General features: G+C 42.2%; 15 protein-coding genes and 1 tRNA gene. 10 read left to right on the plus strand and 6 right to left on the minus strand.

All coding sequences use genetic code 11. The annotated features are described in order from the left end of the window. Positions 1–69: 69 nt before the first annotated feature. On the minus strand, positions 70–693 hold the full coding sequence (gene lexA, locus B9Y67_RS16775) for a transcriptional repressor LexA (RefSeq protein ID WP_085508471.1): 624 nt from the start codon (positions 691–693) through the stop codon (positions 70–72). 304 nt (positions 694–997) lie between these two features. Here lexA and B9Y67_RS16780 point away from each other — a divergent pair, with 304 nt between their 5' ends. From B9Y67_RS16780 to B9Y67_RS16800, 5 genes are all read left to right on the plus strand, one after another. Beyond that, positions 998–1657 carry a YneB family resolvase-like protein gene (locus tag B9Y67_RS16780; protein ID WP_085508473.1) on the plus strand — a complete coding sequence of 220 codons (660 nt, stop codon included), beginning with the start codon at positions 998–1000 and terminating at the stop codon, positions 1655–1657. A 142-nt stretch (positions 1658–1799) separates the two neighbouring features. After that, the gene (locus B9Y67_RS16785) at positions 1800–2048 is read left to right on the plus strand and encodes a DUF896 domain-containing protein (protein ID WP_085508475.1); all 249 of its coding nucleotides are present in this window, start codon (positions 1800–1802) and stop codon (positions 2046–2048) included. A gap of 194 nt (positions 2049–2242) precedes the next feature. Beyond that, positions 2243–4246: a transketolase gene (tkt, locus tag B9Y67_RS16790; protein WP_085508477.1), complete on the plus strand. Its 2004-nt coding sequence runs from the start codon at positions 2243–2245 to the stop codon at positions 4244–4246. Between the two features lie 186 nt (positions 4247–4432). Next, a complete protein-coding gene (gene sirA, locus B9Y67_RS16795) occupies positions 4433–4858 on the plus strand; it encodes a sporulation inhibitor of replication protein SirA (protein WP_085508479.1) in 426 nt (141 codons plus the stop codon). Between the two features lie 130 nt (positions 4859–4988). Beyond that, a complete protein-coding gene (locus B9Y67_RS16800; RefSeq protein ID WP_062446004.1) occupies positions 4989–5216 on the plus strand; it encodes a YneF family protein in 228 nt (75 codons plus the stop codon). A gap of 47 nt (positions 5217–5263) precedes the next feature. Here B9Y67_RS16800 and B9Y67_RS16805 read toward each other — a convergent pair whose 3' ends face one another. Next, positions 5264–5461: a hypothetical protein gene (locus tag B9Y67_RS16805; RefSeq protein WP_139823834.1), complete on the minus strand. Its 198-nt coding sequence runs from the start codon at positions 5459–5461 to the stop codon at positions 5264–5266. Positions 5462–5775: 314 nt separating this feature from the next. Between B9Y67_RS16805 and B9Y67_RS16810 the strand changes: the two genes are divergently transcribed. Beyond that, the gene (locus B9Y67_RS16810) at positions 5776–6216 is read left to right on the plus strand and encodes a Na(+)/H(+) antiporter subunit B (RefSeq protein WP_085509227.1); all 441 of its coding nucleotides are present in this window, start codon (positions 5776–5778) and stop codon (positions 6214–6216) included. A 61-nt stretch (positions 6217–6277) separates the two neighbouring features. Then, positions 6278–6760 (plus strand): CcdC family protein, encoded by a 483-nt coding sequence (locus tag B9Y67_RS16815; RefSeq protein WP_085508485.1) that lies wholly within the window; start codon positions 6278–6280, stop codon positions 6758–6760. Between the two features lie 114 nt (positions 6761–6874). Here the strand turns inward: B9Y67_RS16815 and B9Y67_RS16820 are convergent, their stop codons facing one another. Then, on the minus strand, positions 6875–7303 hold the full coding sequence (locus tag B9Y67_RS16820) for a DUF2621 family protein (RefSeq protein ID WP_085508486.1): 429 nt from the start codon (positions 7301–7303) through the stop codon (positions 6875–6877). 119 nt (positions 7304–7422) lie between these two features. Beyond that, positions 7423–7519, minus strand: a tRNA-Sec gene (locus B9Y67_RS20780). 179 nt (positions 7520–7698) lie between these two features. On the opposite strand from B9Y67_RS20780, the gene B9Y67_RS16825 reads away from it, so the two are divergent. Both B9Y67_RS16825 and selB read left to right on the plus strand, forming a co-directional pair. Next, positions 7699–8796 (plus strand): ATP-binding protein, encoded by a 1098-nt coding sequence (locus B9Y67_RS16825; RefSeq protein WP_085508488.1) that lies wholly within the window; start codon positions 7699–7701, stop codon positions 8794–8796. 59 nt (positions 8797–8855) lie between these two features. Continuing rightward, positions 8856–10772, plus strand: coding sequence for a selenocysteine-specific translation elongation factor (gene selB, locus B9Y67_RS16830; protein WP_176224038.1), 1917 nt, complete (start codon positions 8856–8858; stop codon positions 10770–10772). Between the two features lie 44 nt (positions 10773–10816). On the opposite strand, the gene selD is transcribed toward selB, so the two are convergent. Next, entirely contained in the window at positions 10817–11872 is a 1056-nt protein-coding gene (gene selD, locus B9Y67_RS16835; RefSeq protein WP_085508492.1) for a selenide, water dikinase SelD, read from the minus strand. 128 nt (positions 11873–12000) lie between these two features. On the opposite strand from selD, the gene selA reads away from it, so the two are divergent. After that, positions 12001–13398, plus strand: a complete 1398-nt coding sequence (selA, locus tag B9Y67_RS16840; protein ID WP_085508494.1) for an L-seryl-tRNA(Sec) selenium transferase — start codon at positions 12001–12003, stop codon at positions 13396–13398. Here the strand turns inward: selA and B9Y67_RS16845 are convergent. Further along, complete coding sequence (locus tag B9Y67_RS16845) at positions 13386–13496, minus strand: small acid-soluble spore protein P (protein ID WP_441007561.1); 111 nt, start codon at positions 13494–13496, stop codon at positions 13386–13388. The genes selA and B9Y67_RS16845 overlap by 13 nt on opposite strands. Positions 13497–13537 lie beyond the last annotated feature (41 nt).

Genomic DNA, 13537 nt, shown 5'->3' on the forward strand with positions numbered 1-13537 from the left:
GCTATTAGTATTCGGTGGTTGTCCTTTTAACCTCATTTATTATTGACACTTATAATAAGGGAGGGGGTACTAATGGATCACCCGGTATAATCCCACTACTTTACCAAGGATAGATACATCCTGGAGAATGATCGGATCCATCGTGGCATTTTCAGGCTGCAGACGGATATGGTTTTTTTCTTTGAAAAAACGTTTGACCGTAGCTTCCTCGTCTTCTGTCATCGCAACGACAATTTCGCCATTTTGAGCGGTTGGCGTCTGTTTCACGATAACCATATCTCCATCTAATATACCAGCTTCAATCATACTTTCTCCTTCGACTACAAGGACGAACGTATTTTCTTCTCCGCCGGCCAGGTTTTCCGGCAGCGGCACATATTCTTCGATATTTTCAATTGCTGTAATAGGAAAGCCGGCCGTTACTTTACCGATTACCGGTGCATAGGCGGCTTCGCTTCTTGGGATATTTTGTTCTTCTTCTAGTTCTAACACTTCAATTGCGCGAGGCTTTGTTGGGTCCCTTCGGATAAAACCTTTTTTCTCTAACCTTGCAAGGTGGCCGTGGACAGTGGAACTGGAGGCCAGTCCAACAGCCTGTCCGATTTCGCGTACAGAAGGTGGATAACCTTTTGCCAGTACTTCTTCTTTTATGAATTTCAATATTTCCTGTTGCCGCTTCGATAATTTACTCATATAAGCACACCTCGTACATATGTTTTTATTAACCACATTGTACCATGCTGATTTCCACAATACAAACATTCGTTCGAGTTTTTCTTGACAAGAACAATTGTTCGTATATAATGAAATTAGCAAATGCGAACAAAAGTTCTGTATGGAGGGGTTAAAATGTTTGATAAACTATCTAAGTTGGACATGACCTATATTATTCTTTTCATTTTGAGTCTGGCATTCTTATATGCTGCTATGACGATCAGCAGCTGATAGTGGGTCTATAGTTTATTATCCGTATTAACAAGCAGAGAGGATCGCAGAAATGAACGTAATTATCTATTGCAGGGTCAGTACAGAAAAAGAAGCACAGGTCACGTCATTAGCCAGGCAGGAGTCAGAACTGCTTGCAATGGCCGCACAGAAAGATATGGAAGTAGTTGACGTAATAAAAGAACAAGCAAGCGGATATGAAATTGAACGTGAGGGTGTATTCCAAATGCTTGACCGGTTTTCGGATGGACAGGCTGAAGGATTATTGATTCAGGATGAAACACGCTTAGGCCGAGGCAATACAAAGATTGCGCTGTTCCATCAGCTTCAAAAAATGAACGTGCATGTCTTGTCTCTCTCACATCACGGAGAGTTGCAGCTGTCTGAATCCGACTCTATGGTGCTCCAGATTGTCGGCATCGTAGAAGAGTACCAGCGTAAAATTCATAACCTGAAAATAAAGCGTGGTATGAACAAAGCGATGGAAAGAGGATATAATCCTGGTGAAAATCTTTCCAACCAGCATCTCGCAAGAGGAAGGGAGAGGATTGAATTTCCGATAGAGGAAGTCGTCCGGCTAAGATCCAATAAGTTGACCTTCGAAGAAATTGCCGCCACCTTGCGCGGGCTTGGTTATGATGTTTCCAAAGCGACTGTCCACCGGCGTTACCGTGAATACATCTCGCTTGAAAAAGAAGAACATAAAAGTTAATATTATATAGAAGACAAGGGTCATAGGACACTTGTCTTTTTAGCACTTAGAGAGAAGTTTAGCTACTTATTCCTTTATAAGTATTTGAGGGAACAGAACAGGCTTTTCTTAATTAAGGGCTCACAAAAAGGAGTGTGTACGCATGTTATCAAAAGAAAAGATTAATCGTATAAACGAATTAGCCAACAAATCAAAAAAAGAATCCCTTACGAAAGCAGAGAAAGACGAACAGCAGCAATTACGTCAAGAATACCTTGGCAATGTCCGTAAGTCTTTCAAAAACCAACTGAAAAGTATGAAGGTCGTTGATCCAGAAGGAAATGACGTTACACCGGAAAAAGTAAAGCGAATGCAGCGTAACGAAAAGAAGCATAAAAACAGTCGTACTTGAAAAGTACGGCTTTTTTTATGGTCTCCATTATATAAAACCCTCTTCAAATAAGCTTTGTATCTGTTTAATATTCCTTTCTCTGGGAAAACTTCAAAAGTAAATCTTAAAATCAGGTGACAACGCTTGTCTATATGCCATTTTCATTATAGGATTATAGATGGTACATAATGCAGAGCGAGAAAGGGGATTATTCCATGTCAAACACAATTGAACAGACATCTATCAACACAATACGGACATTGACCATCGATGCCGTAGAAAAAGCCAACTCCGGCCACCCTGGTATGCCTATGGGGGCAGCGCCAATGGCTTATACACTTTGGACAGAATATATGAACCATAATCCTAAAAATTCCAATTGGTTCAACCGCGACCGTTTCGTTTTATCAGCAGGTCACGGCTCCATGCTGCTTTACAGCTTGCTTCATCTTTCTGGTTACAATGTAACTATTGATGATTTGAAAAGCTTCCGTCAATGGGACTCCAAAACACCAGGTCATCCTGAGTTTGGACATACTGACGGTGTTGAAGCGACTACAGGACCATTAGGGCAGGGTATTTCTATGTCTACTGGAATGGCGATGGCTGAAGCTCATCTTGCCGCCAAGTATAATACGGACGACCATAAAGTTGTCGATCATTATACGTATTGTATCTGCAGTGATGGTGACTTGATGGAAGGAGTTTCCCAGGAATCTGCTTCACTTGCAGGCCACCTCGGACTTGGCAAGCTTGTCGTTTTATATGATTCCAACGACATCTCCCTTGACGGTGACTTGAACCGTGCTTTCTCTGAAAGCGTAGAAGAGCGCTATAAAGCATACGGATGGCAAGTGATCCGTGTCGAGGACGGTAATGATACGAAAGCAATCAGTGAAGCGATTAAAGAAGCAAAAGCTAATACGGATCAACCGACAATGATCGAAGTGAAGACTGTCATTGGCTATGGTTCTCCAAACAAGTCTGGTAAAGCGGATTCCCATGGTGCTCCATTAGGGGAAGAAGAAGCTAACGCAGCGAAAGAACATTATAAGTGGAGCCATGATGAAGCCTTCCATGTACCGGAAGAAGTTTATCAGGATTTCCGGGAAAAGATCCAAAAGAATGGGGAAAAGAAACAATCTGAATGGAACGATCTGCTCGAAGAGTATAAAAAAGCCAACCCTGAATTGGGTGCAGAATTCGAAAAAGCAGTAAATGGTGACCTTCCAGAAGGTTGGGACAAATCTCTTCCAACTTATACAGAAGAAGATAAATTGGCAACCCGTGCTTCATCAGGGGAGGCTATCAATGCTTTATCGGAAGCAATTCCATATTTCTTCGGCGGTAGTGCAGACCTTGCCGGTTCCAATAAAACTGCTGTCAAAGGGGAAGATGACTTCTCTAAAAACAATTATGCCGGCCGTAATGTCTGGTTCGGGGTACGGGAATTCGCTATGGCAGCTGCGCTTAACGGTATGGCGCTGCATGGCGGCTTAAAAGTATACGCAGGTACTTTCTTCGTCTTCAGCGACTACATGCGTCCAGCAATCCGTCTGTCTGCACTTATGAACTTGCCGGTGAACTATGTGTTCACCCATGATTCCATTGCTGTAGGGGAAGATGGACCAACGCACGAACCAATCGAACAGTTACCATCCCTTAGAGCTATGCCGAACCTTTCTGTGATTCGCCCGGCTGATGGGAATGAGTCCAGTGCAGCATGGAGAGTGGCTTTGGAATCCAAAACAACTCCAACAGCACTCGTCTTGACGCGCCAGGGACTACCAACCTTGCCTGGTACTGCTGATCATGCCTATGAAGGGGTTAAGAAAGGTGCTTATGTAATAAGCCCATCTGAAAAAGAAACACCTGATGCGCTGTTATTAGCGACAGGTTCTGAAGTGCAGCTTGCTGTACAGGCACAAACAGAATTGAAGGAAAAAGGCTACGATGTAAGTGTTGTAAGTATGCCTTCGTTCGATCGGTTCCGGGCACAGTCTGATGAATATAAAGAAAGTGTCCTGCCAAAAGCTGTCACCAAACGGGTTGCGATTGAAATGGCTGCTTCCTTCGGATGGGAACGCTATGTAGGCCTGGAAGGTACCGTGATCGGCATCGATACCTTTGGTGCTTCCGCGCCCGGGGAAACCGTGATGAAAGAATATGGTTTCACCGTTGATAACGTAGTGAAAGAAACAGAAAAACTGTTCAAGTAAACGGATGAATCAAGCGAGAAGTTGACATGCAAAAAAAGGCTGTCTCTCCGGTTAGAGACAGCCTTTTTTATTCTTGCATGCAACTAATAATACATTCGACAAAACTCGATGGTTTCTTTTTCAGCATTTGACAGATTTATCGTGGTACAACCGCTATAATATCCCTCAAACAGGAGGGGTTAGTGGATGCACCTTTACTATGTCTATGCAGTAAAAGAGGAAATCTCAAAAGAATATTATTATAAAACAGAGTTATTGTTCCGCTTTTTTCAAGAGTATCACAATAATTCTCATATAGATTTATATAGAATGCAGTTTCAATTCATTACGAAGTCATTTCCAGATAGTACATTGATACATTTACTGAAAGAAGATGCAGGTTTCGATCCAAAAGAGTTTCTGGAAGAGGAAAAAATGACAAAATGGGTTGAAACCCATGGTATAATAGAGATAACAAATGAAATGTGTCTTATACAGTGTGATAGTTTGATGGATGCTGAACAACTGCTTTTTCACAAGCTGCGAATGATTGATCACTGTTTTTTTATTGCAGAGTATGCCAATCGGCAGTATGGATGGATTTCCCCACAAAGGAAAGAAATGCTATTATAAGCAGGGAGAACTGAAAAAAGAACTATGAGAAAATAGCAGTTTTTCTAAAAGACGTGCTATTGTATTCTCATGCCCATTTTACTATACTGTTATACTGTATAAGAGACAACATGAAGGAGGAAGACGGAGAATGAGCTTGGGTATTGTATGGGTCATCGTCATTGCCATCCTGGCTTTGATCGGCGGTGTAGCCCTCGGGTTTTTCATTGCAAGAAAATATATGATGAACTATTTGAAGAAGAACCCTCCTATCAATGAGCAAATGCTGCGTACGTTGATGATGCAAATGGGACAAAAACCATCGCAGAAAAAAATCAACCAGATGATGCGTGCGATGAACAATCAGCAGACAAAATAACCAAAATTAAAAAACCTTCTTTCATATAAGGAAAGAAGGTTTTTTTACTAGTTATCTACTGGATAATCGGAATTTTCATAACGGCCATTGATCCAGTATTTAATATTTGTCAAAATGGAGAAGCTCAAAAAGAAATTGACCGCCAGGACTGAGGCAAGCAAGGAATAATTGTCAAAATGAATCATCTCATAACCTTTAAAAGCCATTACAATCATGGACTGGACAATCAAAAAAATTACGCTCATCACAAGAGAAAATGCAGTCCTTACCATAGTGCACCCCCGTTGATAGTAATAACGAACCTTTGTCTCATTACTTTAACTATAGAATATTTTCACACAAATTTCAATTTTTTAACATGAAATTTTCAAAAGTACACCTTGACAATATAAAATCACCACAATGATGCAACTTACGATAAAAGAAAGAATTAGAAAGGGGGAAGGAAAGTTCGCTTTATGTTATGATGACTATCGGAGCGTTAAACCTTAACTATGGATTTTACAAATATTCTATATTAAAATTGACATTATCTACGTCATAAAGGAGTTACTACATGATGATTAAAACGAATGATTTGATACTTAGAACAACCACCACGTTGATTGCCTTCATCTTGTTCGGCTTCTCTGTCTATCTGTTTTTTGCCGGTCATAATAAGCCTGGAGGCGGCTTTATCGGAGGATTGATGACATCTGCGGCTATTGTATTGATGTACATGGCTTATGGGATGGAATCAGTTGCTAAAATCATTCCGATCAATTTTCGAGTTGTCATTCCCATCGGCCTGTTGATTGCTGTTGGAACAGGAGTCGGGTCCTTTATTTTCGGGCACCCATTCTTAAGTCAGACCTTTGCTTATTTCCAACTGCCAGTCCTGGGAAAAACAGAACTTGCGACTGCCTTATTGTTTGATTTAGGTGTTTATTTGACTGTTATAGGAGTTACGATGACCATTATCTTGACGATTGCACAGGATCGAAAGGATGAAACCGCATAAGGAGTCTTTCAGCAATAGACATGCTGAAGAGATCGATGCAAGGAAATGAGTGGATGAAAACATGTTCTGGTTGATTGCAAGTACCATTGTGGCGGCATTCATGGCTAGTTTAATGATTTTTATCCGTTTGAGAGCTGCCCGGCGACCTGCCAGTGTAAAGAAAATCATTTTACCGCCGTTATTTATGAGTACGGGAGCTTTCATGTTTATGTTCCCGGTCTTCCGGGTTGGATGGCTGCAAGTAGTGGAAGCAATCAGTGTCGGTGCCTTATTCTCTATTTTTCTGATTATCACTTCCAAATTTGAAATTAGAGACGGGGACATCTACCTGAAGCAGTCAAAGGCATTTGCCTTCATATTGATAGGTTTATTAGTAGTTCGTATCATCTTGAAATTAATGGTCGGTCAAACGATTTCGTTTGGGGAAACAAGCGGAATGTTCTTTCTATTAGCATTTGGCATGATTGTGACATGGAGACTAGCCATGTTGTATCGCTTTCTGCAGCTTGAAAAGTCACTAACCAAAAATGAGATAGTCTATTAAAAGAGAAGGCTTTCGCCGCGTATTCAAGGTGAAAACCTCCTTTATATGTAGGTGATTTTCCTCTAATGCATAACAAAGCCTGTCCCGAACAAGCGCGTAGGACAGGCTTTCGTTTTATTCTTGCAATAGATACCGGTAGGGCGTAAGATCAATATTTTTTTCTTCCAGTGTCTTAATCAAAAATTTATGGTCTCTTTTTGGTGTTGCTATGATGTAACCTTCGATGATGACATCTTCTGTAATTCTGCTTCTGTTCTTCTTCAAAGCAGTTTCGCCAATTTTACTGGCAATTTTTTGACGGGCGATGTCACGGAAAAGTTCTGGGACAGGTGCAACCAGTTCTTCCAGCAGCTGCTTTTCCTGTTCGCCCCACATATCTTTAGTTTCTTCTAAATAGTATTCTTCCCAATCCATATCCGATTTTCCATCTTCCTTAGGAAGACGTTTCAAAAACTTTCGGAACATGAAGAATCCGCCGATAGCCAGCAATACAATCATGATGACTGCCCAGCCTACGATAAATAATGCAAATCCTCCTGACATAAAACCACCTATTTCATCATATATTCAAAACAAAGCCACATTCATTTCTTTCAATCATGACATAATAGGTCAAAAGTTTTACCTGTTTGTCAGATTATAGTATGATAAGTATAACTTATTGGCGGGACTGTGTGGGAATCGAACCCACCTGAGACGGCACGCGCCTCACAAGCAGTTTTGAAGACTGTGGCCTGCACCAGCATAGCAACCAGCCCCAAGGAATTTCAAAAGGTAACATAAGCAATTATAAAATCTGGCACGTGAAAAGACAACCTTTACATTTTCTCTTACTGTCGTTTTATTATAAAGATAAGATGAAAAAGGTTCCTTCAACTTGAAGTAGCTTTTCCAAGTAAGATACTATATATTTAGATAGAAAGGAAGGAGCGGGTAGAATGGGTAACCATGACCTTGATTCATCTGAACAGCAAGGAAATCTTACTCCTTATACATACTATGATTTTTCCTCTCTACCCGATTGTTTTCAGTCGTGGATTGAACAAAACGGTAATGATCTTGTGACGATTTTTGATTTGGAAGGCAATATTAAATTCATTTCCAAATCAGTAACCCAGTGGCTTGGTTTTCATGTGGAAGAAGTAGTAGATTCCAAAGCAGGGGAGTATATCCATATCAAAGATCATCATAAGATACGGAGTCTGTTGGGTCAGAAACCTGACCAGACTCATACGACAAACATACTGGTAAAGGAAAAAAGTGGACGTTATATATTGATGAAGACCCTCATCTCCAAAAAACTCAATCCTGCAGATGGTAAAACTTATATTTTGACCATTTCCCAACATATTTCGGATCAAAATATGATGGAAGAGCAGATCATGCATGCGGAAAAAATGACAGTCGCCGGACAGTTGGCAGCAAGTGTTGCGCATGAAATCAGAAACCCGCTCACTTCTTTGAAAGGATTTCTTCAGCTGCTCCAGGCGGGAATCCGAAAAGAGGAAGAATATTATAAAATTATGCTCGAAGAAATTGAGAAAATGGAGTCAGTTACGTCTGAATTACTGTTTGTTTCCAAACCAATGACTGATGAACGGACCAGTGAGTCATTGAAAGATATGCTCGGCGATGTCATTACATTAATGGATACCCAGGCTAAAATGCAGAGTATTACCATCCGCACGGAAATCCCTGAAGGAATTTTCATTTTTTGTGATCGTTCTCAAATCAAACAAGTATTCATCAATATCATTAAAAACGCAATTGAAGCCATGCAGGAAGGCGGACTGCTGGAAATAAAAGTATCCCGGAAGGATAAACGTGTTCATATTGACATTGTTGACGAGGGGCCGGGAATACCTGAGGATGTCAGACAAAAAATTACTGAGCCCTTTTTTACGACGAAAAAGAACGGAACCGGGCTGGGTCTGATGATCAGCAGTCAAATCCTAGACAAGCACAACGGTTTTTTCGAAATTCATCCGAATGAAACAATTGGAACGACTTTTCGGCTTGTATTACCAGCTGAATGACACGTTTGCCATGCAAGCGTGTTTTTCTTATTTTTCTCCAGAGGAAAAGGGGGATTTTTTTGCATAAACGTTTTTATACCATAGGCATGGCCGGTCATATTGATCATGGTAAAACAGCTTTAACGAAAGCATTGACAGAAGTGGATACTGACCGGTTGAAAGAAGAAAAAGAACGGAATATTTCCATTGAGCCCGGTTTTGCTCCTTTAAAATTGCAGAATCACGATTGGAATATATCGATTATTGATGTACCAGGGCACGAAAAATTTATCAGGCAGATGATCGCCGGTGTTGCTGGCATAGACCTGGTCATCATTGTCATTGCCGGCGATGAAGGTATTATGCCACAAACAAGGGAGCACATGGACATTCTATCTCTCCTGGGTGTGGAAGAAGCAATTCTCGTTGTCACCAAAGCTGATCTGATCGATGAAGAAATGGAAGAACTGGTCGAAGAGGATATCCGGTCCTACGTGAAAGGGAAGAGTTACGAACGCGCAGAATTATTATTCGTGGATAGTCTTTCCGGAAGAGGTATCCACGAGCTTGAGCAGTTAATTGGAGAGAAACTTTCCGACCAGCCTACGCGCGACGCATCAGGCGCTTTTCGCATGCCGGTGGATCAATCGTTTACGATAAAAGGACAGGGTACCATCGTTAGAGGGACCATTTTTGAAGGGAACCTGCGTACAGAAGATCGTGTTTTATTTCTGCCCCAAAATCAACAAGCCAGAATCCGTCAGATTCAGGTTCATCATACGCCCGTTACTCAGGCTTTTGCCGGCCAGCGTGCTGCAGTCAATATCACAGGCCTCGGAAAAGAAGAGGTTAAGCGAGGGGACGTCATGGTGAAAAGTGATGCTTTTATTACTACCCGCACCCTTGATGTACGCCTCATACTGGTCGATCACCTTCTTTCCCCCATTAAACAGCGTGCTCCCATAAATGTTTATATTGGGACTGCGCAGGCAACCGGTAAGATCGTTTTCTTCGACCGGAATGAGGTGACAGAAAGCAGCGAGGAAATATTTTGTCAGCTTCGCCTTAACGAACCTGTTGTTGCCAAAAGAAGTGACCGTTTCATTCTTCGCCGTCCGACCCCTGTAGAAACAGTAGGAGGTGGAATGGTGATTGAAGCGGGTGCTGAAAAGCATCGGTTTGGTGTTAATACCGTTGAAATGCTCAAAGAGAAGAGTAAAACGACGCCGGAAGAACGATTAATCCATTTGTTACTCGAAACGAAATGGATGGATGAACAAGGGATATGGAAAGATACCGCAATGGATCCGAAGCAATTACAAGATGTGCTGCAAACCAATATTGCTGATGGTCGAATCATCGCACTCAGCAACGGCTATATGCTGAGAGAGGAAGTAGACAGGCTATTAGGTGACACAGCTGGCAGTTTAAAAGAATACCACGACCAATACCCCCTTCGCGCTGGCAAAAATAAGGCGGAACTGATTGCTCAGCTTCCATTAAATAAATCGATTGGAAAACGTCTGATGGACTCCTGGTTGAAGAAAGGTGAACTAGAAGCTTACGGACAATTCTTTGCTCTCCCTTCCTTCACACCCTGTTTTCCAAAGGAATGGGCAGAGCGCTTTCGTGCATTAGAGAAACAATGGAGGCAGGACGGCCTGGAGGTAAAAACGTGGAACGCGTACGGGGAGGAGATGGATGTACCGGATAGTTGGGTCCAAGAATTAAAGCTATTTTATTTACAGCAAGATCTGGCGTGGGAGCTCGATGGGAAACATTTGGTACACATCAAACCGGTACGGAAGAGTTTTGAACAACTCTACCATGAGACAGAAGAAGCCTTTTCTTTGAAGGAAGCAAAGGATGTGTTCCAAGTCTCTCGTAAATACCTTGTACCTTTGCTTGAGAATGCTGACGAGAGAGGTATGACCTTACGCATAGATAATCGGAGAAAATGGCTGAAACAGCCGTCCGAAATATTATCGACTAAATAAGAGGCTGACTAGGAAAAAGTTATTTCCTTAGCTCAGCCTCTTTATTATGGATGAACTACGATGCGTTTATCTTCTGCCTCTTTCACTTCACCTATGATGGAAGCTTTCGTATCCCCTATACGGTTGAAAGCTTCTACATACGATTCAGCATCTTCCTTTGGCATGGATATTAATAACCCTCCAGAAGTAATCGCATCACATAAGATGAGCTGTTGGACTTCCGTCAGTTCCGGGTGATATTTCACCTGCCCGTCAAGCCAGGCATGATTAGCTTTAGAACCTCCAGGAATCACACCTATTTCGGCCAGCTCTATTGTCCTTTTCAACTGAGGAACCTGATGATAGGAAAGATGGATACTGACACCGCTTCCGGCAGCCATCTCATAGCTATGACCTAATAATCCAAAGCCCGTTACATCAGTGACGGCATGTACGCGATAACCCGCTAAAAGTTCGGAAGCTGCTTTATTTAATGAGGCCATCGTTTTTGTAACCCGGTCTCTTTCGGCATCTTCGAGAAAATCTCGTTTGATAGCCGTGGTGTGGATCCCGACCCCGATAGGCTTCGTCAAAACGACGGCGTCGCCTGGTTGTGCCGTGGAGTTTTGATATATTTTCTCCGGATGGGCAATACCGGTCACTGCCATGCCGAATTTGGGTTCCTGATCATCAATCGAATGGCCGCCAATGATATCGCCGCCGGCCTCATTCATTTTATCCTGGGCCCCTTGTAGGATTTGGGCAAGAAGTTCCGGCCCCAGCTTCTTAATCGGGTATCCGACGATATTGAGCCCTGTTTTGACTTCGCCTCCCATAGCATAAATGTCGCTTAATGCATTAGCGGCGGCTATCTGGCCAAAATCATATGGGTCATCTACAATCGGAGTGAAATAATCGACCGATTGAATCATCGCTATTTCATTTGTCAGTTTATATACACCTGCATCATCATTTGTTCCAGAGCCAACCAGAACATCAGCATTAGGTTGAGGAGCATTGATTTGCCGCAGCACGTGCGACAGGTCTTGCGGACCGATTTTGCATCCTCAGCCGGCTTTTGTCGACAATGCGGTCAGTCGTATGATTTCTTCTTTGCTCATGATCCCACCTCCTGTTAACTTAGTATAATAGAAAGAAACAGAAAGAGAAAATGTTGCCACTCTGTCTGTCATTTTAATTTTATCAGGAATATGGCTATACTGATAAGGGATAAGAGAGGAGGAGAGGTATGAAGGATTTGTTAAGACAAATACCTCCTGTACACGAACTGCAAAAGCTGGATGATTTTATCGCCATTCGTATGGAACATCAAGCGACAAAGCGTCTATGGACCAGGTGGATTCAGAAAGCAGTGGAATCCCTGCGTCAGGATATACTGCAAAGTGAACATCCCGACCCGGCCGATTTTCAGAATATCATCATAAAAAAGACACGCCATTACGCAAAACAGTGGGAGCTTCCAGCTTTACATAAAGTAATAAATGGTGCCGGCACAGTACTACATACCAACCTCGGCAGAGCGAGGTTAAGTGAAAAGGCGGTCGCTCGAGTAGTGGAAGTGGCTGGTAACTACTCTAACCTGGAATATGATATGGAAAAAGGAAAACGTGGTTCTCGTCATGATATACTGGAACGCCGTTTGAAAGAAATCACAGGTGCTGAGGCAGCGATGGTAGTCAATAATAATGCTGCCGCTGTCTATTTAGTATTAAGGGCGTTAACCAAGGGGAGAAAAGTTATTGTTTCCCGAGGGGAACTGGTGGAAATCGGAGGAAGCTTCCGCGTTTCCAAAGTAATGGAAGAAAGTGATGCGCAGCTGGTCGAAGTAGGTACAACGAATAAAACCCATTTATCTGATTACGAAGAAGCTATCGATGAAGAGACAGCCATGATTATGAAAGTCCATACGAGTAATTTTTATATGGAAGGATTCACAGAATCACAGTCGACCGCAAGTCTTGTGCCCCTTACAAAAGAAAAAGATTTGATTTTCTATGAAGACCTCGGAAGCGGGTCCATTGTCGATTATCAAGCACAAATGATCGGGAAGGAACCGGTAGTTGGCGCTATAATAGCCCAGGGAGCTGACATCGTCTCCTTCAGTGGGGATAAACTGTTAGGTGGTCCGCAAGCAGGGATCATTGCCGGAAGAAAACAATATATCGATATCCTGAAGAAACATCAATTGGCCAGAGTATTAAGGGTGGATAAAATGACGCTGGCTGCCCTTGAAAGTACGCTGCAGGAATATGGACGGGATAATATTGGACAAGGAAACGATGTTTACCGGGCTATTACAGAACAACCAGATGAAATAAAAAAGGATGCTGAAAACTTCATCGAGGAGATGAAGGGCCTTAATCATCTGACAATACAAGTGAAAGCATGCACGTCCAGAATCGGAGGAGGCACCATGCCAGAGGTGGAACTGCCAAGCTTCGGGGTTAAGATTACTTCAAAGAATATGAGTCCGGAATCTATAGAAAAATTTATGCGTATAAACCCTCCCCATGTCATTGGCCGATTCCTGGAGGAAAGTTATTTTCTCGATTTCCGGACGATTACACCACCGGAAATCGAGCTAGTGAAACAAGCGTTGAATAAGCTTAATGCTTACATGTCATGAGAAGCGTTCTTTTTTTGTCGGGAATGATTATGGTTTTTCACTTTTTTCGAACCTTTCAGGGGCTGATTAGGTTGTTTATCTTTTCTGGAATTTGTCATGATCATAGCTCCTTTCTCGTTTAGGATTTGGAATTTTCCAT

Source organism: Thalassobacillus devorans, from assembly GCF_900176565.1.
Lineage (GTDB): Bacteria > Bacillota > Bacilli > Bacillales > Halobacillaceae > Thalassobacillus > Thalassobacillus devorans_A.

Bases quoted from the DNA above. Each gene is read 5' to 3' on its own strand.
- B9Y67_RS16825 (WP_085508488.1), top strand. From the start codon at position 7,699: ATGGGTAACCATGACCTTGATTCATCTGAACAGCAAGGAAATCTTACT.
- selA (WP_085508494.1), top strand. From the start codon at position 12,001: ATGAAGGATTTGTTAAGACAAATACCTCCTGTACACGAACTGCAAAAG.
- B9Y67_RS16815 (WP_085508485.1), top strand. From the start codon at position 6,278: ATGTTCTGGTTGATTGCAAGTACCATTGTGGCGGCATTCATGGCTAGT.
- B9Y67_RS16780 (WP_085508473.1), top strand. From the start codon at position 998: ATGAACGTAATTATCTATTGCAGGGTCAGTACAGAAAAAGAAGCACAG.
- B9Y67_RS16820 (WP_085508486.1), bottom strand. From the start codon at position 7,303: ATGTCAGGAGGATTTGCATTATTTATCGTAGGCTGGGCAGTCATCATG.
- B9Y67_RS16800 (WP_062446004.1), top strand. From the start codon at position 4,989: ATGAGCTTGGGTATTGTATGGGTCATCGTCATTGCCATCCTGGCTTTG.
- lexA (WP_085508471.1), bottom strand. From the start codon at position 693: ATGAGTAAATTATCGAAGCGGCAACAGGAAATATTGAAATTCATAAAA.
- B9Y67_RS16845 (WP_441007561.1), bottom strand. From the start codon at position 13,496: ATGACAAATTCCAGAAAAGATAAACAACCTAATCAGCCCCTGAAAGGT.
- sirA (WP_085508479.1), top strand. From the start codon at position 4,433: ATGCACCTTTACTATGTCTATGCAGTAAAAGAGGAAATCTCAAAAGAA.
- tkt (WP_085508477.1), top strand. From the start codon at position 2,243: ATGTCAAACACAATTGAACAGACATCTATCAACACAATACGGACATTG.
- B9Y67_RS16805 (WP_139823834.1), bottom strand. From the start codon at position 5,461: ATGAGCGTAATTTTTTTGATTGTCCAGTCCATGATTGTAATGGCTTTT.
- B9Y67_RS16785 (WP_085508475.1), top strand. From the start codon at position 1,800: ATGTTATCAAAAGAAAAGATTAATCGTATAAACGAATTAGCCAACAAA.
- B9Y67_RS16810 (WP_085509227.1), top strand. From the start codon at position 5,776: ATGATTAAAACGAATGATTTGATACTTAGAACAACCACCACGTTGATT.